The sequence below is a fragment of the Anaerorhabdus furcosa genome (genome assembly GCF_900167375.1).
Lineage (GTDB): Bacteria > Bacillota_I > Bacilli_A > Erysipelotrichales > Erysipelotrichaceae > Anaerorhabdus > Anaerorhabdus furcosa.
Genome location: NZ_FUWY01000004.1, coordinates 197,224 through 219,162, shown reverse-complemented (window position 1 = coordinate 219,162; position 21,939 = coordinate 197,224). Strand labels below are relative to the sequence as shown.

22 protein-coding genes are annotated in these 21,939 nt (G+C 33.3%); 20 read left to right on the top strand and 2 right to left on the bottom strand.

From position 1 onward, the window contains the following. Positions 1-39: 39 nt before the first annotated feature. From B5D14_RS07920 to B5D14_RS07900, 5 genes are all read left to right on the top strand, one after another. A complete protein-coding gene (locus B5D14_RS07920) occupies positions 40-1,056 on the top strand; it encodes a Gfo/Idh/MocA family protein (protein WP_159443762.1) in 1,017 nt (338 codons plus the stop codon). Positions 1,057-1,058: 2 nt separating this feature from the next. Then, the gene (locus B5D14_RS07915; protein ID WP_078712063.1) at positions 1,059-2,615 is read left to right on the top strand and encodes an amidohydrolase; all 1,557 of its coding nucleotides are present in this window, start codon (positions 1,059-1,061) and stop codon (positions 2,613-2,615) included. A gap of 52 nt (positions 2,616-2,667) precedes the next feature. After that, the gene (locus B5D14_RS07910) at positions 2,668-4,038 is read left to right on the top strand and encodes an aminopeptidase (RefSeq protein WP_078712062.1); all 1,371 of its coding nucleotides are present in this window, start codon (positions 2,668-2,670) and stop codon (positions 4,036-4,038) included. A gap of 119 nt (positions 4,039-4,157) precedes the next feature. Beyond that, positions 4,158-5,558, top strand: coding sequence for a M24 family metallopeptidase (locus tag B5D14_RS07905; protein ID WP_078712061.1), 1,401 nt, complete (start codon positions 4,158-4,160; stop codon positions 5,556-5,558). Continuing rightward, positions 5,555-6,055: a GNAT family N-acetyltransferase gene (locus tag B5D14_RS07900; protein WP_078712060.1), complete on the top strand. Its 501-nt coding sequence runs from the start codon at positions 5,555-5,557 to the stop codon at positions 6,053-6,055. Before B5D14_RS07905 ends, B5D14_RS07900 begins: the two co-directional genes overlap by 4 nt. Positions 6,056-6,069: 14 nt before the next feature. On the opposite strand, the gene plsY is transcribed toward B5D14_RS07900, so the two are convergent. Continuing rightward, positions 6,070-6,687, bottom strand: a complete 618-nt coding sequence (gene plsY, locus B5D14_RS07895; RefSeq protein WP_078712059.1) for a glycerol-3-phosphate 1-O-acyltransferase PlsY — start codon at positions 6,685-6,687, stop codon at positions 6,070-6,072. Positions 6,688-6,825: 138 nt separating this feature from the next. On the opposite strand from plsY, the gene parE reads away from it, so the two are divergent. The 8 genes from parE to B5D14_RS07855 all read left to right on the top strand — a co-directional run bounded on the left by parE (position 6,826) and on the right by B5D14_RS07855 (position 16,514). Next, positions 6,826-8,745 carry a DNA topoisomerase IV subunit B gene (parE, locus tag B5D14_RS07890; RefSeq protein WP_078712058.1) on the top strand — a complete coding sequence of 640 codons (1,920 nt, stop codon included), beginning with the start codon at positions 6,826-6,828 and terminating at the stop codon, positions 8,743-8,745. Next, positions 8,745-11,273 (top strand): DNA topoisomerase IV subunit A, encoded by a 2,529-nt coding sequence (parC, locus tag B5D14_RS07885; RefSeq protein ID WP_078712057.1) that lies wholly within the window; start codon positions 8,745-8,747, stop codon positions 11,271-11,273. Before parE ends, parC begins: the two co-directional genes overlap by 1 nt. A gap of 78 nt (positions 11,274-11,351) precedes the next feature. After that, entirely contained in the window at positions 11,352-12,326 is a 975-nt protein-coding gene (locus B5D14_RS07880; RefSeq protein ID WP_078712056.1) for an SPFH domain-containing protein, read from the top strand. A gap of 353 nt (positions 12,327-12,679) precedes the next feature. Then, positions 12,680-13,870 (top strand): ABC transporter ATP-binding protein, encoded by a 1,191-nt coding sequence (locus tag B5D14_RS07875; protein WP_078712055.1) that lies wholly within the window; start codon positions 12,680-12,682, stop codon positions 13,868-13,870. Next, entirely contained in the window at positions 13,863-14,516 is a 654-nt protein-coding gene (locus B5D14_RS07870; RefSeq protein ID WP_078712054.1) for an ABC transporter permease, read from the top strand. The genes B5D14_RS07875 and B5D14_RS07870 overlap by 8 nt, the downstream gene beginning before the upstream one ends. After that, positions 14,509-15,501 (top strand): osmoprotectant ABC transporter substrate-binding protein, encoded by a 993-nt coding sequence (locus tag B5D14_RS07865; protein ID WP_078712053.1) that lies wholly within the window; start codon positions 14,509-14,511, stop codon positions 15,499-15,501. Before B5D14_RS07870 ends, B5D14_RS07865 begins: the two co-directional genes overlap by 8 nt. Continuing rightward, the gene (locus tag B5D14_RS07860) at positions 15,501-16,139 is read left to right on the top strand and encodes an ABC transporter permease (protein ID WP_078712052.1); all 639 of its coding nucleotides are present in this window, start codon (positions 15,501-15,503) and stop codon (positions 16,137-16,139) included. The genes B5D14_RS07865 and B5D14_RS07860 overlap by 1 nt, the downstream gene beginning before the upstream one ends. A gap of 57 nt (positions 16,140-16,196) precedes the next feature. Continuing rightward, positions 16,197-16,514 (top strand): nucleotide pyrophosphohydrolase, encoded by a 318-nt coding sequence (locus B5D14_RS07855; RefSeq protein ID WP_078712051.1) that lies wholly within the window; start codon positions 16,197-16,199, stop codon positions 16,512-16,514. Here B5D14_RS07855 and B5D14_RS07850 read toward each other — a convergent pair whose 3' ends face one another. After that, entirely contained in the window at positions 16,515-17,159 is a 645-nt protein-coding gene (locus B5D14_RS07850; RefSeq protein WP_159443761.1) for an HAD family hydrolase, read from the bottom strand. It abuts the gene before it with no gap. Between the two features lie 90 nt (positions 17,160-17,249). Here B5D14_RS07850 and B5D14_RS07845 point away from each other — a divergent pair, with 90 nt between their 5' ends. The 7 genes from B5D14_RS07845 to B5D14_RS07815 are packed head-to-tail and all read left to right on the top strand — an operon-like array spanning position 17,250 to position 21,834. Then, on the top strand, positions 17,250-17,786 hold the full coding sequence (locus B5D14_RS07845) for a YqeG family HAD IIIA-type phosphatase (protein WP_078712049.1): 537 nt from the start codon (positions 17,250-17,252) through the stop codon (positions 17,784-17,786). Beyond that, positions 17,773-18,822, top strand: coding sequence for a ribosome biogenesis GTPase YqeH (gene yqeH, locus B5D14_RS07840; RefSeq protein ID WP_078712048.1), 1,050 nt, complete (start codon positions 17,773-17,775; stop codon positions 18,820-18,822). The genes B5D14_RS07845 and yqeH overlap by 14 nt, the downstream gene beginning before the upstream one ends. After that, positions 18,822-19,109: a ribosome assembly RNA-binding protein YhbY gene (gene yhbY, locus B5D14_RS07835; RefSeq protein WP_078712047.1), complete on the top strand. Its 288-nt coding sequence runs from the start codon at positions 18,822-18,824 to the stop codon at positions 19,107-19,109. The genes yqeH and yhbY overlap by 1 nt, the downstream gene beginning before the upstream one ends. After that, positions 19,106-20,134, top strand: coding sequence for a nicotinate (nicotinamide) nucleotide adenylyltransferase (gene nadD / locus B5D14_RS07830; protein ID WP_078712046.1), 1,029 nt, complete (start codon positions 19,106-19,108; stop codon positions 20,132-20,134). The genes yhbY and nadD overlap by 4 nt, the downstream gene beginning before the upstream one ends. Beyond that, the gene (gene rsfS / locus B5D14_RS07825) at positions 20,127-20,465 is read left to right on the top strand and encodes a ribosome silencing factor (RefSeq protein ID WP_078712045.1); all 339 of its coding nucleotides are present in this window, start codon (positions 20,127-20,129) and stop codon (positions 20,463-20,465) included. The genes nadD and rsfS overlap by 8 nt, the downstream gene beginning before the upstream one ends. Then, the gene (locus B5D14_RS07820; RefSeq protein ID WP_078712044.1) at positions 20,462-21,157 is read left to right on the top strand and encodes a class I SAM-dependent DNA methyltransferase; all 696 of its coding nucleotides are present in this window, start codon (positions 20,462-20,464) and stop codon (positions 21,155-21,157) included. Before rsfS ends, B5D14_RS07820 begins: the two co-directional genes overlap by 4 nt. Further along, the gene (locus tag B5D14_RS07815; protein WP_078712043.1) at positions 21,151-21,834 is read left to right on the top strand and encodes a 5'-methylthioadenosine/adenosylhomocysteine nucleosidase; all 684 of its coding nucleotides are present in this window, start codon (positions 21,151-21,153) and stop codon (positions 21,832-21,834) included. The genes B5D14_RS07820 and B5D14_RS07815 overlap by 7 nt, the downstream gene beginning before the upstream one ends. Positions 21,835-21,939: the final 105 nt, after the last annotated feature.

The following is a 21,939-nucleotide window of genomic DNA, read 5'->3' as shown; positions in this document are numbered from 1 at the left end:
AATTATGCTATCCTATCAGTAAGAATGAGAGGTAGAATTATGCGTTTTGGAGTAGTAGGAACAAACTTTGTATCAGATTTCTTTATGAGTGGTGTAAAAGAGGTACCGGAAATTGAAGTAGTCGCAGTATGTAGTGGTAGAAAAGAGAATGCACTTAAGTTTCAAGAAAAATATAATATTGAACATGTATTTGATAACTACATTGAGATGATTGAATCTGGAAAAATAGATGCGATTTATTTAGCTGTACCAAATCATTTACACTATGAAATGACTTGTGAGTGCATGAGAAGAAAAATGCCCACATTAACTGAAAAACCATTTGCTACAAATTATCGTGAAGCAAAGGAAATGATGGACTTATCTAAAGAATACAATACGTATTTACAAGATGGATTAATTCCAATGTATACAGAGAATCTTCAAATTGTAAAAGATGCAATGCCTTTAATAGGTAAATTGCGTCGCGCAGTTTTCACATTTGGAAAATACTCTTCACGTTATGATGCATATTTAAGAGGTGAAAATCCAACTACATTTAGACGTGAAATGAGCAATGGATCATTAATGGACTTAGGTGTATATTGCATTGGTGATGCGGTTGCATTGTTTGGTAAACCAAAGTCAATTATCGCAACAGCTTTACTCCTTGATACTGGAGTAGATGGACTGGGTACAGTTTTAATGCAATATGATGGCTTTGAAGTTACAATTCAACACTCAAAGGTAACAGATACAGAGGTTGTATCAGAAATACAAGGAGAAGAAGGCATAATTCAAATTAATTTATTAAGCCGTGTTCAAGATATTTGGGTAACAGCTAGAAATAAAACAGAAGGATGTACTCTAGGTGTAAAACCAGGAGAGAAAACGTTAATTTCAAAACCAAGTTTAGAAGGTTTCACATATCAATTAAGAGATTTTATAAAGAATGTTGAAGCGGGTAGAATTGAGTCAGTTGTCTTCCCTCACCAAATGTCTTTAGATATCATGGAAGTTTGTACTGAAGCAAGAAAGCAAATGGGTGTTGTTTATCCAGCAGATGAAAGAAAATAGTTATGAAAACACTATGTATTCATGCAAAGATAAATCAAGAACATGATTCGCTTTTAATAGTAGATGATAAAATCGCAAAGATAGGTTTTCTTTGCGATTTTAATCTTGATGAAATGGATGAAATCATTGATTGTCAAGGCTCGCGAATACTGCCTGGGTTTAATGACTCACATCTTCATTTAATTGGAACAGGTGCATTCCTTTCTAATCTACAACTTCAAGACTGTACATCACTTGATGAAGTTTTAGATAAAGTAAAAGAAAAAGCGATGCAAAAGAATAAAGGTGAATGGATTATTGGTAGAGGATGGAATCAAGATAATTTTGTTGATGTTAAGTATCCAACAAAAGCAATGCTCGATGAAATTACACGTGATCATCCAATCCTATTAACCCGTTGTTGTGGTCATATAGCGGTTGCGAATTCCAAAGCAATTGAATGTGCTCATGTTACAAGTGAAACAACAATTGATGGTGGTGATTTTGATTTGGAAACAGGATTATTTAAAGAAATGGCAATTGAATTAATGCATCATGCTTTTCCAGAGGTAACTGTATCCGATTTAAAGGATTATATACAAGAAGCGACAAAAGAGTGTCATCAATATGGAATAACCTCAGTACAAAGTGATGACTTTGTATCACTTACTAAAGATTATCATTTACCACTTCAAGCGTATCGAGAACTTGAAAAAGATGGATTATTAAAATTAAGAGTTCATCAACAATGTCAGTTTATAGAAAGAAAAGATTTTCAACAATTTATCAATGAAGATCAATTGAATCAAAATTCCAATGAACTATTTACATTAGGTCCAATTAAAGTAGTTGGAGATGGTTCATTAGGTGCTAGAACTGCGAAGATGTCTAAACCTTATCATGATGACGCTTCAACTACAGGGATGGTAAATTATCCTCAAGATGATTTTGATTATTTTGTTAAGATGGGACAAGATTATAAAATGGGTACAATTATTCATACGATAGGTGATGGATGTTTGGATATGGTATTAGAAAGTTTTAAGAAATATCTAGACGATAAGAATTCGACTCGTTCGGGGCTTGTTCATGTTCAAATTACGCGTAATGATCAATTGGAATTAATCGGTCAATTAAAACTACATTGCTACATACAATCTTGTTTTATTGATTATGATTGTCGTATTGTAAGAAATCGTGTAGGTGAAACAGCGAATACTTCCTATGCTTTTAAAACCTTGTCAAAGTTTACAACAATCTCAAATGGTTCAGATTCACCAGTAGAACCAGTGGATTGTTTTAAAGGCATTGAATGTGCAATAACACGATCAAGTATTGGTAGTAAAGATACATATCGTTTAGAGGAAGCGTTAACACTGCAAGAAGCAATTGACTCCTATACAAAGGATGGTGCCTATGCATCGTTTGAAGAGAATAACAAAGGGCAATTAAAAGAGGGTATGGTTGCGGATATCATCATCTTAAATCAAGATCCATATGAAATAAATACAACCGACTTACATACAATTAAAGTAAATCGAACCATTTTTAATGGTAAAACTGTTTATTCTAGATTATAGGAATTGAATTTCATTAATAATACGGTGTACAATTATACAAGGAGGCTTAATTATGAAAACAGTATGGGAAAAATTATCAAATGCTGAAATGAAAGCAGTATTTGAGTTTAGTGAAGGATATAAGAAATATCTTGATGCAGGTAAGACAGAAAGAGAATGTGTTACATCTGCAGTAGCATTAGCAAAAAAATCAGGGTTTAAAGACTTTGCGGCAATGAAAAACAAAAAATTAAAAGCAGGAGATAAAGTTTATTTTATTAATAAAGAAAAAAATCTTTGCTTATACGTAATAGGTAGTGAACCTTTAGTAAATGGGCTAAACATTTTAGGAGCACACATTGATTCACCTCGTATTGATGTGAAACAAGTACCTCTATATGAACAAGATGGTTTAGTTCTCATGGATACTCACTACTATGGTGGTATTAAAAAATATCAATGGGTTGCACAACCTATGGCACTTCATGGTGTTATATGTAAAAAAGATGGAACTAAAATTGTAGTAGCAATTGGAGAAAAAGAATCAGATCCAGTTGTGGGAATTAGTGATCTTTTAATTCACTTAGCACAAGAACAACTTACTAAAACTGCATCTAAAGTAGTTGAAGGAGAAGATTTAAATTTACTTGTTGGATCAATTCCAAGTGCTAAAGCAAAAGAAAATAAAGTAAAAGCGTATTTACTAGATTTATTAAAGAAAGATTATAACATTGAAGAAGATGATTTCATTAGTGCTGAATTAGAAATCGTACCTGCTGGTAAAGCAAGAGATTATGGTTTAGATCGTAGTATGGTGATGGGATATGGTCATGATGATCGTATTTGTGCTTATACTTCACTAATCGCTATTTTAGAAATGAATAAACCAAAACGTACTAGCTGCTGCATTTTAGTAGATAAAGAAGAAATTGGTTCTACTGGAAATACTGGAATGCAATCACGTTTCTTTGAAAATACAATTGCAGAATTATTAGAAGCAACAAGTGGATTTGCAGATTTGAAATTCAGAAAAACATTAGAGAATTCAAAGATGTTATCAAGTGATGTTTCAGCTGGATTTGATCCTAATTATCCAAGTGTATTCGAAAAGAAAAATACTGCATTCTTAGGAATGGGTTTATGTTTAAATAAATATACTGGCTCTCGTGGTAAAGGTGGAAGCAGTGATGCAAATCCAGAATTTATTGCTCAAATACGTAATCTATTTGATACAGCAAAAGTTCAATTCCAAACAGCAGAGCTTGGAAGAGTAGATGCTGGAGGTGGAGGAACAATTGCCTACATCTTAGCAAATCTAAACATGGAAGTTATTGATGCAGGAATTGCAGTTCAAAATATGCATGCACCTTATGAAGTAGCATCTAAAGCAGATATCTATGAAGCATATCGTGGTTACAAAGCATTCTTAGAAAAAATGAAATAGAAGTTTGGTAAACCTGGTGAAATTCATCAGGTTTTCTTATAATATTTACTTGCTTTTCATTTATAAAAATTAATTAATTAAGCTATGGTATGATAATAGCAAATAGAGGTATATACATAATGAATAAAACAATTAAATTGATTGAAGTAGAAGAACCAAAATTTGATAATCCTGAAGTTTGTGTTGAACTAAGTGATGCTACAATTCAAGAAAGATTATCGAAGATCTTACTTGAAATGAAAAGAAGGAAACTTAGACAATTACTAGTTTATGGTGATAGCGAACATGGTGGTAATTTTGAATATCTTGTAGGTTATTTTCCTCGATTTGAAGAAGCACTTCTTTTAATAAAAGATACTGGTGAAGTTAGTTTAATTCTAGGAAATGAAAATTTGAATAAGGCAGCTAAAGCAAGAATCAAGAACACACCGATCCATGTTTCACTTTTCTCACTTCCACATCAACCAAATAGAGAAGATCGAACATTTGCAGAGTTATTAATTGATGCAGGATTAGAAAGTAATGTGAAGACAGGCATTGTTGGTTGGAAGATGTTTACTAGCAAAAAAGAGAATCAAAATATGTTTGATGTACCTTATTTCATCGTGGATACAGTCATGAATATTGTGGCGAATAAAGATTTAGTAAGTAATGAGATTAGTTTGTTTATCGGTGAAAACGGAGTGCGTGTTACAAATAATGCAAATGAAATAGCTCACTATGAATATGGAGCTTCACTTGCGTCAGATTGTATTTTGGATGCAATGAATCATGTAGTAGAAGGAGTTACAGAATTTGAATTAGGAAGTCATTTAGAAAAGAATGGACAACATCATAGTGTTGTTACTATAGCGGCAAGTGGTACTCGATACATAAGAGGAAATATGTATCCTACTAATAAAAAAGTTCAACTTGGTGATCCAATATCATTAACAATCGGATATCGTGGTGGATTATCGAGTAGAGCTGGTTATGCCGTACATGGTCTTCATGAGTTACCAAAAGGAAAAGAAGATTATTTAGATCAAATTGCGATTCCATATTTTCGTGCTTATATAACTTGGTTGAATCAAATTAGAATTGGAATGACAGGTAGTGAGATGTTTGATCTTGTAGAACATGTACTGCCTCAATCAATTTATAATTGGACACTAAATCCAGGACATCTTAGCGCGGAGGAGGAATGGTTAACCTCACCAATCTACAAAGATTCAACGGATATCATACAAAGTGGAATGATTTTTCAGGTAGATATTATTCCATCTATTGATGGCTATGCGGGTGCAAATGCTGAAAGTACAATTGTATTAGCGGATGATAACTTGAAAGCGGAAATAAAAAAAGCTTATCCAGAGATGTGGAAAAGAATGGAAAAGCGAAGAGAATATATTGAAACTAGGCTTGGAATTGAATTATCACCAGATGTCTTACCGATGTGTAGTACACTGGCTTATTTTAGACCATATCTTTTGAATCATCAATGTGCCCTTTGCTATATATACAATGGAGAAAAAGTATGAAGTTAAGATTAGTTGAAAATCATGAGTTACAAGATGCAATGAGCATCATTAATGGAGCAAAAGAAGATTTAAAGAAACAAGGAATAAACCAATGGCAAGAAGGGTATCCAGATATAGAGTGTATACAAGGAGATATTCAATATGGGAAAGGATATTTTGTAGTTGATGAGCAAAATATTTTGGGTTATCTTTGTATTGATTATGATGGAGAACCTGCATATAAACATTTAAATGGTCAGTGGCATACTGATGAAAACTATGTCGTTGTTCACCGTATGGCATTTAGAGAAAGTGCAAAAGGCAAAGGAATAAGTACGATTGTATTTCAACTTGTTGAGGAAATGAGTAAGCTTAGAGGTGTTTGCGCATTTCGTGTAGATACAGATAAAGATAATCTAAAAATGCAACACATTCTTACGAAAAATGGTTTTACCTATAGAGGAACAATTTGGTTTGATTATAGTGAAAAAATAGCATTTGATAAAATAATATTTTAAAAATCACTTGGAAATTACATCCAAGTGATTTTCTTTTCTTCGTGATTGAAGATACGTTTAATATTTGATTTGTGGCGATAAGTTACAAATAAGAATAAGGCTACAAATGAGAAAGATAAGACCAAATCAGGTTGAATAAAGAATGAAACAACGGCTTCAGTTCCAATAGCAAGGATACTACTCAAGGAAACCATTTTACATAAATATAAAATTCCAAAGAATAAGATAATCGGTAAAAGGAAGATTGAAATAAATTGTCCAGTTACAAGTCCAATCCCAAGGAAATAACCCATAGTGGTAGCAACTGCTTTTCCTCCTTTGAATTTTGCAAAGATTGGGAAGCAATGTCCAAAGCAAACTGCTAGTCCTGCAACAATTGTAGCAGATGGAAACCATGTAGCACATATAAGGACAGTGAAAGTTGATTTTAAGGCATCCAGTATCGTTACACTAATACCTGCTGCCTTACCAAGTACTCTTCCTGCATTACTACCACCTAAGTTTCCTGAACCATGTTCTCTAACATCAGTTTTATAAAATACCTTACCAATTACAAGTGCCCAAGGGATTGATCCAAATAAATAAGCAGCTAGTATTACAAGTATGTTTTCTAAAGTAAATAAATTCGTCATAGTGTTTTGTTCTCCTGGTCATATTTTATCACACTTTTGGCTCTTGAACTTTAACTTTTGCTTAAATTTTAGTATAATGAGTCAGGTAGTGTTTAACCAAGAAAGGGGTATCTTAGATTCTAATCTAGGTGTGAATAAATGGCAAATAATCAAAATTATGATGCTGATAGCATACAAGTCTTAGAAGGTTTGGAAGCAGTCCGCAAAAGACCAGGGATGTACATTGGATCTACTGATAGTAGAGGATTACATCATTTAATTTGGGAAATTGTAGATAACGCTGTTGATGAAGCTTTAAATGGATTTGGGAATAAAATAACGATTACTTTAGAAAAGGGTAACGTTTGTTGTGTTGAAGATGAGGGTCGTGGTATGCCTGTAGGTCTTCATAAGACAGGGAAACCTGCGCTTGAAGTCATCTTTTCAGTATTACATGCTGGAGGAAAGTTTTCAGCAGAAGGTGGATATAAAACATCAGGAGGACTTCATGGTGTAGGTGCTTCTGTTGTCAATGCGTTAAGTGAATGGGTAGAAGTTACTGTTGCAAGTGATGGAAAACTGTATCAAATGCGTTTTGAAAATGGTGGTAAAAAAGTAAGTAAATTAGAGGTTATTGGTAAATCAACAAAAACAGGTTCAAAAGTGAGATTTAAACCTGATTCAAAAATATTCTCTGTAATTGATTTTCACTATAAACAAGTTTGTGAAAGAGCTCAAGAAACAGCGTTTTTATTAAATGGCATCACAATGATTGTCAATGATGAAAGAAATAACAAGAAAGATGTGTTTCATTATGACAATGGATTGACAGCGTTCTTGGATTATTTACATGAAGATCGTGATGTTTTACATGATCCAGTATGTTTTAAAGGTGAGTTTAAAGGAATTGTGGTTGATTGTGCATTCCAATATACAGATAGTTATCAAGAGAATACCTATAGTTTTGTTAACTTAGTACGTACTCCAGATGGAGGATCACATGAAATTGGATTTAAATCAGCTATAACCAAAGCGTTTAATGACTATGCTCGTAAAATGGGGTTATTGAAAGAGAAGGATAAAAACTTTGAGGGAAATGATGTACGTGAGGGATTAACATCAATTATCTCTGTTTCAATTCCAGAAAATTTACTTCAATTTGAAGGGCAAACAAAAGGAAAGTTAGGGACAGCTGAAGCAAAACCAGCAGTAGAACAAACAGTCTTAGAAAAAATGACCTACTTCCTAGAAGAAAATAAAGATTTATCCACAGCCTTGATTAAGAAAATGCAAAAGGCTGCATTAGCACGTGAAGCAGCACGTAAAGCAAGAGAAGAAGCTAGAAAAGGAAAGAAAACAGGTAAGACTGAAAAGATTCTTTCTGGTAAATTATCTCCTGCTCAATCAAAAGATAGTGCACGTAAAGAATTATTCTTAGTCGAAGGAGATTCTGCAGGTGGTAGTGCTAAACAAGGTCGTGATTCAAAATATCAAGCTATTCTACCTTTACGTGGTAAAGTATTGAATACTGAAAAATGTTCAATGGGTGATATTGAGAAAAACGAAGAGTTAAATACAATTATTCATGCATTAGGAGCAGGGGTTGGACCAAGTTTTGAAGCAAAAGATAGTAACTATGGTAAAGTTATCATCATGACCGATGCGGATACAGATGGTGCTCATATTCAAGTCTTACTCTTAACATTCTTTTATCGTTATATGCGACCTCTAGTAGAAGCAGGTATGGTGTATATTGCACTACCGCCTCTATACAAGGTAAGTAAAGGGAAAGAAATGACCTATTGCTATACAGATGATGAATTAAATGAAGTAAGAGATAAGTGGGGAAAAGTTGAACTTCAGCGTTATAAAGGGCTTGGAGAAATGAATGCAACTCAACTTTGGGATACAACGATGTGTCCTGAATCTCGTACTTTAATCCAAGTGACAATAGAAGATGCAGTCATTGCGGAACGAAGAGTTTCAGTTCTCATGGGTGATAAAGCGAACTTAAGACGTGATTGGATTGAAGAAAATGTTGCGTTTACATTAGAAGATACATTTAAGGTGGTAGATTAATGGCTAAGAAAAAGATTGAAGAGGGACAAACAATTTTTTTACCGATGCCCCTAGAAGATATTATGGGGGATCGTTTTGGACGATACTCAAAATATATTATTCAAGAACGTGCATTACCAGATGCACGTGATGGATTAAAACCAGTACAACGTCGTATTCTTTATGCGATGTATAATGATGGGAATGTTTTTGAACGTGCTCATCGTAAATCTGCTAAAACTGTAGGTTTAGTTATTGGTAATTATCATCCCCATGGTGATTCATCCGTTTATGATGCTATGGTACGTATGTCACAAGATTGGAAAGTTCGTGTTCCCTTGATTGATATGCATGGTAATAATGGATCTATTGATGATGATCCAGCTGCAGCAATGCGTTATACTGAAGCACGTTTATCCAAAGTATCAAGTACAATGATGACGGACATTGAAAAAGAAACAGTAGAGTTTTCACCAAACTTTGATGATACCATTGAAGAACCTACTGTCTTACCTTCAAGATTTCCAACACTACTTGTCAATGGTGCTACTGGTATTGCATCCGGTTATGCAACAAACATTCCACCTTCAAATTTAGGTGAAGTTGTGGAAGCAACAATCTATCGTTTACAAAATCCAAATTGTACATTGGAAGAAGTTATGGAAATTATTCCAGGTCCTGATTTTCCTACAGGTGGTATCGTGCAGGGAAGTAAAGGTATTGAAGATGCATTCCGTAGTGGTAAAGGTAGAATTGTAGTTCGTGGTAAGGCTATCATTGAAGAAGCGAAAACAATGAATCAAATCATCATCACAGAAATTCCATATGAAGTGATTAAGATGAATCTTGTAAAGAAGATGGATGACATCCGTATCTCGAAAGACATTGATGGTATTATGGATGTTCGTGATGAATCTGACCGTAATGGATTAAGAATTGTGATTGATTTAAAGAAAGACATTGATCCAAATTTAGTTTTAAATTATTTCTATAAAAATACCGATCTACAAGTTTATTACAACTATAATGTAGTAGCCATTGTAGAGAAAAGACCTATGCAATTGGGTTTACTACAATGCTTAGATGCATTCATTAACTATCGTCAAGAAGTAGTTCTTCGTAGAAGTCACTTTGAATACAATAAAATGGAAGTACGTTGTCATATCTTGGAAGGACTAATGAAAGCAGTCTCTGTGATGGATGAAGTAATTGAAATCATTCGTGGATCTAAAGATAAAGCGGATTCAAAGTTAAGACTATCTGAAGCATTTGGATTTAGTGATGCTCAAGCAGAAGCAATTGTAAACTTAAGATTGTATCGTTTAAGTTCTACGGATATAGTTGCACTTAGAGAAGAATTTGCACAACTTGTTAACGAGATGGAAATCACGAAGACAATTATTGAAAATAAAAATGTCCTTAGAAGCACCATAGTAAAAGAATTAAGAGAAGTTAAAAAAGAATATGGTGATGATCGTCGTACTGAAATTCAAGATGAAGTTGAAGAAATCGTAATTGATAAATTAAGTATGATTACCAATGAAAGAGTAATGATTACTGTTTCTCGTGATGGGTATATTAAGCGTGTATCACTTCGCTCTTATACTGCTAGTGAGGGACAAGTTACTGGTATTAAAGAAGGTGATCAACTAATTGGTTCACTTGAAGCAGATACGTTAGATACTATGTTACTCTTTACATCAAAAGGAAACTATGGATTCTTGCCAGTGTATCAAATGGAAGAAGCAAAGTGGAAAGATGTTGGGTCACATTTAAATAACATCATGAAAATTGATGCGGATGATAAAATCATCAATGCTATTGTTGTAAAGAATTTTGAAACATATGCTTGGGTTGTAACAATTAGTGCTTCAGGAAACATTAAGAAGACACCAATGAATCAATGGGTTGTACAACGTAATAACAAAGTAATGCCTGCTATGAAATTAAAAGCGAAAGATGAAATGATCAAAGCATTCATTGCTTATGGTAATCAAGAAATTGTATGTATGTCACAAAATGGATTCTGTACACGATATGATGTGGATGTTGTACCAAGTACAAACACAAAATCACAAGGTGTTAAATCGATGAATTTTGGAAAAGAAGATCGTTTGGCTACAGCTTGTGTGCTTCCAGATGAAAATCATAGCTTGTTTGTCTTAACTGAGAAAGGTGCTATGAAGCGTTTGAGAACACCTGATATTACGCAAACATCAAGAACTGTAAAAGGTGAAATGATATGTAAGAAGGTCAAGAGTAATCCTTCACTTATTGAAAACGCAGTAGCAGTTGTTCCATATGATGAATGTATATTCTTAGATCCAGATAAACAAGTATTACAAGCAAAAGATATTCCACTTATGGCAAAAGATGCAACCTTCTCTAATCCACTAGTTTTAAAAAATGGATGGTACTATGTAAAAGGTATTGAAGAGTGTAAGATTGTTGATGGGCCAATGGGAGATATGTTATTGATGGATCAAAGTGCCGAGGTTGAAGAAAAAGTTCATGATGACTTTGAAATGATTGATTTATTTGAAGACTAGGAGAAATTCTAGTCTTTTATTTCGCTTGACAAAGAATTACAAAATGATATCATAATGATATCAAGAGGAGGTACTTGAATGAGTGAACAAATGAAATTAAGAGAAGAAAAAATTCTAAAACCTATGAATGGTATACCGATGTTACTATTCATTCTAATTGGCTTTGTTGTGATGATTGCGCTATTTATCTATGGATGTGTAGAAGAGAGTGTCTTGATTATTGTTCCTACAGCATTCATTTCATTTATTGTATTCCCTATTATGTTGGGTGGGTTAAAAGTAATTAATCCAAATGAAGCAGCTGTCTATACATTGTTTGGTAGTTATTATGGAACAATTAATAAAGAAGGATTCTATTGGTTAAATCCTTTCTGTGCTGCATTCAATAACACCCAAATCAACAACAGTGGCGTTTCTTTAGATGAAAAGGAAAACGTTAAAGTAAATGTAAATTTGGCAGTGACTAAAAAAGTATCATTAAAAGCAATGACACTTAACAATGAGAAACAAAAAGTAAATGACAGTGAAGGTAATCCAATTGAAATTGGTGTAATCGTAATCTGGAAAGTAATTAATGCAACTAAAGCAGTATTTGAAGTAGATAACTATATTAAATACATCAGTACTCAATGTGATGCATCAATTCGTCAAGTAGCTCGTCAATATCCATATGATATTTCTGATGAAGGAGATGAAAAATCACTTCGTGGTTCAGCACAAGAAGTAGCATTAGAACTTCAAAAAGAAATTCAAAAACGTGTTGAGTTTGCAGGTATTGAAATACTAGAAGCAAGAATTGCGCATTTAGCCTATGCGCCTGAGATTGCTGCAGCGATGCTACAACGTCAACAAGCTAGTGCAATCATTGCTGCACGACAAAAGATTGTAGAGGGAGCTGTAGGCATGGTTGAAATGGCACTTAAGAAATTAAGTGACAATAATGTAGTAGAGTTAGATGATGAACGTAAAGCACAAATGGTTTCTAACTTGCTTGTTGTCCTTTGTGGAAATAAAGATGCTCAACCAATCGTGAATAGTGGAACTATTTATTAGTGTCTGAAAAAAAAGATGGTAAGAAGCCAATCTTACTTCGTTTATCACCAACCCTATGGGAAGAGATAAACAAGTGGGCAGAGGATGACTTTAGATCTATCAATGGACAAATCGAGTATATTTTAACCGATGCAGTAAAGCGAAAAAAGAAAACCAAGAAAAGCGATGTGTGAAGCGTGAGAGAAACAATATACCTATTCTCAAGTAGAGAATGGGTATTTTTTTATTTTGTGATTTATTGCAATAATAACAAAAAGATATCCTGATAATGAGGTTTGATGTAAAGAAAATCACTTTAACTAATTTTGACTTCAAGTCTTAACGTGTTATAGTACGTAAAAGGAGGAGACTAAATGATAGAGTTTAAAAATGTAACAAAAGTTTATCAAAATGATAAGATAGCAGTTAAGAATATTAGTTTACATTTTAAAACGGGTGAATTTATATGTCTCATTGGAACATCAGGTAGTGGTAAAACAACTTGTATGCGTATGATCAATGGAATGAACATTCCAACGCAGGGAGATATTTTTATTGATAACAGAAATATCAAGAAAATGAATCTTATCGAGTTAAGAAGACAAATTGGTTATGTAATACAACAAATTGGGTTGATGCCACACATGACAATATATGAAAATATCTGTACTGTTCCCAAATTATTGAAATGGCCACAAGATAAAATGCATGAAGTTGCGGTAAGTTTAGTTAAGAAAGTAGGTTTAACTGAAAATATATTTGATATGTATCCCTCGGAATTATCAGGTGGGCAACAACAACGAATTGGTGTAATTCGTGCATTAGCTGCAAATCAAAGTATTATCTTAATGGATGAACCATTCGGAGCTCTTGATCCAATCACAAGATCCAATCTTCAAAAATTAATCAAAGAATTACAAAAAGAACTTAAGAAGACAATTATTTTTGTTACCCATGATATGGATGAAGCACTGCAGTTAGCAGATCGCATCGTTATTATGGATAAGGGAGAGGTTGTACAATTTGATAGTCCAGAAAATATTATGATGCATTCGAAAAATGAATTTGTAAGAAGTTTAATAGGTGAGCATCGTTTAAATCAAGCGCAATTTGATTATCAAACAGTAAGTAAAATCATGATTAAGAATCCTATTACTGCAGAGGTTACTTGTTCAACAACAGAAGCGATTAGTATGATGCGTGATAAAAGAGTAGATTCTTTATTTATAACAGATGAGAATAAGAAATTACTGGGTGTCGTTGATATTTTTCATATTGAAAGAAAACGATCAGATAATTCCAAAATATCCGAATACATTAAAGAAAGTACATACATGCATCAAGATACAGTGATTCGTGATGCAGTATATTATATTAATGAATTAGGATATCGAAATATACCCATTGTTGATGATGAACACAGAATGGTTGGACTTGTCACAAGAACTTCTATTTTGGATGTGATGAGTTCTAGCTTAATGGGAGATTATGAACCTGCTGAAAGTGAAGAGGATATTGTAAGTACAACTAATTACTCTGATTTGGAAAGAGCAGATCGTGTTTAATTACTTATCTGAATTAGGCGTTATTGTATTTGATAAAATGGCTGAACACTTGTTTATCGCATCTATAGCATTAGTCATGGGTATAGTTGTAGCACTTCCTATCGCAATCTTATTAGCGAATAAAAAGAAGTTAGCACAATTTGCAATATCAATATGTACCATTCTTCAAACAATTCCTTCCCTTGCGTTACTTGCGATTATGGTGCCCTTGTTTGGAATTGGTATCCTCCCTGCAGTAATTGCCTTATTTATTTATTCTTTGTTACCTATTTTACGTAATACTGTATTAGGAATGCGTAGCATTGATCCTAGCTTAATAGATGCGGCCAAAGGAATGGGAATGAGTGAGAAGCAAATTATCATACAAGTTCAGATGTCATTGGCACTCCCTGTCATTATGGCAGGTATTCGCTTGAGTGCTGTTTATGTGATTGGGTGGACAACACTTGCCTCATTTATTGGTGCAGGAGGAATTGGTGATTTAATATTTTCAGGTTTAGCAAATTTTGATATTCCTCTAATTATTCTAGGAACATTATCGGTTACAACAATGGCCTTGTTTGTGGATTTAATGTTAGGGAAACTTGAGAAAAGACTGGCACCTCGAACTTCATCTAAAAAAATTGGAGGCATGAGTAATGGTTAGAAAAATAAGTAAGTACCTTATGCTTCTTCTTTTGATTACAGGATGTAGTTTTCCAGGACTTGGAAAAAATGTAAGTGAGAATGGCATTGTTATTGCCAGTGGAAATACAACAGAAAGACAGATTTTATCTGAGATTGTATCGCAAATGATTATGCATTATATACCTAGTGCAAATACTTCATTAATTAATAATTTAGGCTCTACACTTTTAATTGTGCAATCATTAGAAAAAGAATATGCCAATATATCAGGTGCAATGTATACAGGGACATCATTAACTGGAGAATTGGGGTTAGCTTCTACAACAGATCCAAAAGAAGCAATGAAGGGTGTTGTAGAAGGCTATGCTAACCAATATGATAGTATCTGGTTTCCTTCTTATGGATTTGAGAATACCTATGCTTTTATGGTAACAAAAGATATTGCGGATAAATATCAATTGATAAATGTAAGTGACCTTGAAAAAGTAAAAGACAAAATTCGAGTGGGTGTTGATAATGCATGGATAAAAAGGCAGGGTGATGGATATGAACAGTTTAAGACAATTTATGGATTTGAATTGGAACATATCAATTCAATGGAGATTGGTTTAGTTTATAACGCTGTCTATGCAAACAAAATGGATGTGGTTTTAGGTTATTCAACAGATGGTCGAATTGCTTCCTATGACCTTGTTTTGTTAGTTGATGATAAAAAGCTATTTCCTCCTTATGAAACAAGTCCTGTTGTTACAAAAAAGATACTTCGTATTTATCCGGAACTTGAAACGATATTATTAAAACTAGAAGGTGAAATTAGCAGTGGACAAATGCAAGAATTGAATCGTCAATCAGATGATGAGCACCTTGAACCTTATACTGTTGCGAAGAATTTTCTTGAAGAAAATAATTATTTTGAATCAAAGAATGTAGTGCCTTTAGTGGATAGAACGCTTTATAAAGCGTTAATTCAAGATGTACTACCTTTAGTGAAGGAGAAACAATAATGACACTATTTATGAATTATTTCCTTCAAAATGCAGGTTATATTTGGATGCAATGTGTACGACATTTTTTAATTTCATTTTATGGTGTAATGATTGCCTGCATTGTCTGTATACCTTTGGGGATTTATCTAGCAAGAAGAATTAAGTTATCAACAATCTTCATTAGTCTGGCAAATATATTACAAACGATACCCTCACTGGCTTTATTATCAATCTTAATGATATTTCTAGGTTTGGGTGTAAATACTGTTATCGCAACTGTATTCTTTTATTCCCTGCTTCCTATTTTAAAGAATACAATTACCGCTATTCGTGAAGTAGATACTAACTTAATCGATGTTGCAAAAGGTATGGGAATGACAAACCAACAAATTCTATTTAAAGTAGAATTGCCTTTATCCTTATCCATCATTATGGCAGGTATTCGAAATGCTATTGTTATTGCGATTGGAGTTACTGCAATTGGTACATTTATTGGAGCAGGTGGCTTGGGTGATATCATTTCTAGAGGAATTAATGTTACAAATGGTAGTGTAATTATTTGGGCAGGGGCATTACCAACAGCTTTTATGGCAGTAATGCTAGATTATCTACTCAGTGTAATAGAAAAGAAATTATTGGTGTTTATTCACCATTAATCAAAGGATAACACTCCTGTTTTCTTGTGATATAATAAGTGCAATGAGGTAAGTATTATGGAAAAAATAGTCGATGATATTAAAGAATTTATTGAAAAGAGAAATTGGCGTCAATTTCATACTCCGGATTGTTTAGCAAAATCAATTAGCATAGAAGCAGGTGAACTTCTAGAATGTTTTCAATGGAACAATGATTACGATAAAGAACATGTATTAGAAGAAGTAGCGGATGTTCTAATTTATGGATTACAAATGTGCATTGCTTTGGATGTAAATCCTGAAGAAATTATTCGCTCAAAGATGGAAAAGAACGCAAAAAAATACCCTGTAGAAAAAGCTAAAGGCAATTCTACAAAGTATTCTGATTTTAAATAACTATACTAAATATTGAGGTACAAAAGTAAAATCGGGGAACTCTACATCAAGTAGTTCTTCGATTTTTTCATTCTTTATTACTTGGTCTTCGATGAATCCAGCAATTGCATTGGCTTCTTTTGCGGCGATTAAACCCATTAATGAATCTTCTAAAATAAGAGTTTCTTCTGGTTTCACATTTAATTTTTCAATGACAGTATTGAAAATTTCAGGATCTGGTTTCTTATGGGTAATCATATCCCCACATAAAATGAAATCAAACTCATAGGGTTTTGACATATGATCGAGTAACATGTTGACATAGTCAAAGTGACTACTTGAAGCAATTGCAACTTTAATTTGATTCTCTTTGCAATAATCTAATAAATCATATAAGCCTTTCTTTACTAAATTGTCTTTAGAAGCAGAACCATGGGTGATATTTTTTAAGCGCAAAGCTGATATTTCCTTGATATTATCACGAATGATTGGAAAGCGATCAAGCTGTGGTTTTGCGAATTCTAAACCAGTTCCACATATTCCTCTCCAAAACTCTTGGTCCAAGTTAACACCATGTTGACTTGCGAAGTCTTCATAGGCTTTCTTAGCTAATCTTTCTGTATCAAACATTGTTCCATCACAATCCAAAATTACACATTTTATCATTTTTCTTTTCCTCATCCAGTTTTACAACAACTATTATATCTAATCTCTAATAAAATGCAAAATAGTGTATAATAATACCGTGGAGCGTGAATGATGATAGCTAAATATTTCTTACCAACCTGTTATATAAAACACTACAAAGACCTAGACTTAAATCAACTTGAATCAAGGGGAATAAAGATTTTTATTGTTGATGTGGATAATACATTAATTTCTCATGAAGTTCATGAATTGGATAATGAGGCTATTTCATTTATTCAAGCAATAAAAAAACATCACATGATTCCAGTGATAGTTTCTAATAATGTAAAAGAGCGCGTGAGTGAGGTAGCAAAACAAGGACAATGCGATTACTTTAGCTTTGCACTAAAACCATTAAAACGTAAATATAAAGCAATTTTAAGAAAATACAATTGTAAATCGAGTGAAGTATGTGTTATTGGTGATCAACTCATTACGGATGTATTGGGTGGAAATCGTATGAAGTTTATTACTATTCTTCAAGATCCAATCTCAAACAAAGACAACACTTCGGGGAAAGTAACTCGTTTTATTGAAACGATGATATTTAATTATTTAGAAAAGAAAAATAAATGGAGGAAACAACAATATTATGACAATTTGTAAGGGATGTGGTATCAAACTGCAAACAACTAATCCTAAAGAATTAGGGTATACACCAAAAGAGAATAGTGAGTATTGCAAGCGATGCTTTCGCTTAATGCATTATGATGATTTAATGATTTCTATGAAAACGGGGATTGATCCAGATCTTGTTCTTGATAAAATCAATAAAATGGATGGACTCATCTTATGGGTTGTGGATTTATTTGATTTTGAAGCAAGCATGATTGATGGATTAAATCGTCATTTAATGAATCGAGATATTGTGATGGTGGCAACCAAAAGAGATTTATTACCTGAAACATTAGGTAATGAAAAGATAGCTAAATTTATCTTTCATCGCTTGAAAGAATTGAATATCACAATTCAAGGTTTAGTTGTAACAGGCAAGAATATCAAAGAGGGTGTGGATGAGGTTTACCATGTTTTAGATGTTTTAGCAAAAGGCAGAGATATCATTGTCATGGGAAAAGCAAATGCAGGGAAAAGTACATTGCTAAATGCACTTTTAAATCAAAATGTATTAACAAGCTCAAGATATCCTGGAACTACACTAGATTTTAATAAGATTGAAGCAAATGGCTATACTTTCATTGATACACCAGGTATTGAAGGAAATAAAACAATGTTAATGGCTGTCCATGAGCAAGATTTAAAGACAATTTTGCCTACTCGTCGTTTGAAACCGTTAGTATTTCAATGCAAAGATGATCAAAGCTTTGCGATTGGAGGACTTGTAAGATTAGATTTTATTGGCTGTCAATCGGCATCAATCGTGTTCTATATATTTGATGAATGTGAAATTCATCGTGGTAAGGTAGAGGGTGCTGATGAGCGATGGTTAAATCACTATGGCACATTGTATCAACCAACACCAATCGAAAAAGATTTCACAAAAACAAAAACTCAAAAAATAGCTGATAAAATGGATATAGTAATTGATGGACTTGGTTGGGTAAGTGTTAGTGGTAATATCAGTGAAATTGTTGTATCATATCCAAGAAATGTCCATGTGACATTTAGAAAGGCAATGTTGTAATGTTAACAGGAAAACAAAAAAGTTATTTAAGAGGTTTAGCGAATACAAGAAATGCATTATTTCAAGTTGGTAAAGATGGATTATCTTACAATTTGTATAAAACAATTGAAGATTCATTAGAAGCACATGAACTTGTAAAAGTAAGTGTTCTTAAAACATGTACTGAAGATTTCAAAGAATTAGCATTTGATTTGGCAATGAATACGCATAGTGAAGTTGTACAAACAATTGGTCGTACAGTGGTTTTATATCGTAAGAGTAAGGAACAAAAAATACAATTACCATGATTAAAGTAGGGTGTTTAGGTGGTACATTTGACCCTGTTCATTCAGGGCATTTAGAACTAGCAAAAAGAGTCATGAAAACATTTAAGTTGGATGAGATTTGGTTTATTCCTGCCAAAGATACACCGCTTAAAGACAGAACATGTACTCCTTTTTCTGTTCGTGTAAACATGCTTAAAATAGCGTGTAAACCGTATCGTAAATTTAAAGTTTGTACAATTGAAAATGAATTACCTACGCCATCCTATACCATACAAACAGTTAAAGAACTAAAAAAACGTTATCCAGAAATTCAATTTCATTGGATTGTTGGCGATGATCAAGTTGCACAATTCAATGCTTGGAAAAGCATTGATGAGTTATTAGAGATGATTCAATTTATTGCGGTTAATCGTAATCATGTAGAAATTAATGACAAACGATTATGGGTAATTAGTGATTTAAATAGAAAAGAAAGTAGTACACGAGTTCGCTCAGGATATTTTAATGATTGTCCAAAGGGTGTACGGAATTATATTTTACAAAACGAATTATATTTAGAAGAAGTTGTCTATGCACATTGTAGTGAGAAACGTGCAAAACATGTACTATCAATGACTCAAGTTTGTATTCATCTTGCGAAATGTCATCATGTAAGTGTACATGAGGCTAAAATGGCAGGGATGTTGCATGATTTATGCAAAGAGATGAATTATGATGAAACATTGCATCTAATGAATATCTACTTTAAGGATAAACTACATTATTCTCCTAGTATATATCATTCATTTACCGCAATACCATGGATTAAGGCGAATATGGGATATACCAATAAAAAAGTATTGAATGCAATTTTTAATCATACAATATGTAATAGTAAAAGTAAGTTAAGTAAAATTGTGTTTATTGCCGATAAAATTGATCCTGGAAGAGGGTATGATAGTCAAGAATTATATGATCTATCGTGCAAGGATTTAAAGGAAGGCTATCAACGAGTTTTACGAGAAAGAGATGAATATTTAATAAAGGAGGGTCGACCAGTTGAGTGAGTTATTAGATGTGATTGTTAAGGCAATTGATGATCGATTGGGTGAAGAAATTACTGTGCTGGACTTTAAAAACCAGCATCCTTTTTATGATTATTTTGTAATTGCGACTGCATTAAATCACCGCATGGCTAAATCCATTATTGACCAAGTAGAAGAAAAAGTAATTGCGTGTGGTGGACAAATACGTGCAATAGATGGTAATAGTGATAGTGATTGGCAATTAATTGATTGCTTTGAAGTTGTTGTTCATATATTTGTTGGATCAGAGCGTCAAGTATATCAACTGGAGCGATTATGGGGAGATTTACCAAGAATTGAGGTTCAAGTATGATTTATGAAGGGCTAGCAAAATACTATGATGATTTAGTAGGTGATGAGGAAGCAACTTTAAAATGGGTTGACTTGACAAAGAAGTTTTGTCCAAAGGGAAATCTTTTAGAATTAGCCTGTGGTTCTGGTGAAATATCCTACAAACTTCAACAGGAGGGTTATGATTTACTTGCGACTGACTTTTCTTCATCTATGATTGAACGTCTTAATTCAAAATATCCAAGTGTAGCGACACAAGTACTTGATATGAGAGAATTTACATTGGATAAGAAATTTGATGGTGTGATTTGTTATTGTGATAGCATCAATTATTTAAATTCAATGGAAGAAGTAAAACGTATGTTTCAATCAGTTAAAGACTGTCTTAGTGATGAGGGTATTTTTATCTTTGATATGCACACATTAGATCGCTTAGAAGAATTTAGTGAACTTTATATTGAAGAGGGAGAATTGGATGTACCTTATCAATGGACAATACAAAGCATTGATAATGAAATCCATCAACACTTTGCCTTTTTTGAAGAAGATCGAATCATTCAGGAACAACATATTCAAACCGTGTTTCATCCAAACGATATCATGACAAGTTTGTATGAATTGGGTTTTAGGTGTGAAGCCTATACAGATTTTGAAAAAGAGGGAATACAAGAGGGTGAAAAACTATTTATAGTTGCAAGGAGAGAAAAATGTTAGCATTTATTGGAGCAATGGAATTAGAAGTACAAGAATTTTTAAAACGAATGCAACATGTAGAAAAACATGTGATAAGCAATATTGATTTCTATACAGGGGAGTTAGCGAATAAACCATGTTTACTTATGAGAAGTGGTATCGCAAAGGTATCAGCGGCAATAAGTACAACGATCATGTTTGAACACTTTGATATTGATGGTGTAGTCAACATAGGTACTGCAGGTGGTCTAGATGAGCGTGAAGAAGTATTAGATGTAGTTGTATCGACAAGAGTGGCACACCATGATATTGATGTACCTGATTGGGAAGTTGGCTTTGATCAAGAAAGAAATTCATTTAAAGCAGATGAAAAGATGATCAATGCTTTGCGTAATGTTACAGAAGGTAATGACCGTGTTTGGTTTGGGGATATTGTCACAGGAGATTGTTTTATTTACCGTGATGATCAAATAGCACGTATTAAAAAAGACTATGCTACAGCACTTTGTGCTGAAATGGAAGGTGCTGCAATTGCTCAAGTATGTCGTCACTATGCTTGCCCGTTTGTTATTATTCGCTCACTTTCAGATATTACCCATAAAGAAGGAAACGAGATGACTTTTGATGAGTACGCTGAAAAAGCTTCATCAAGAAGTGCTATTTGGTGTGAGAAATTCATTCAAGTTTATGAAAAATAAAAAAGTATGTGATAATGAAAAATCTGGATTTTTCATTAGATTTATTAATAAATGTAATTGTTGATAATAAAGGTGAGAACTTAAAGAAAAGATTGCGAATATTCG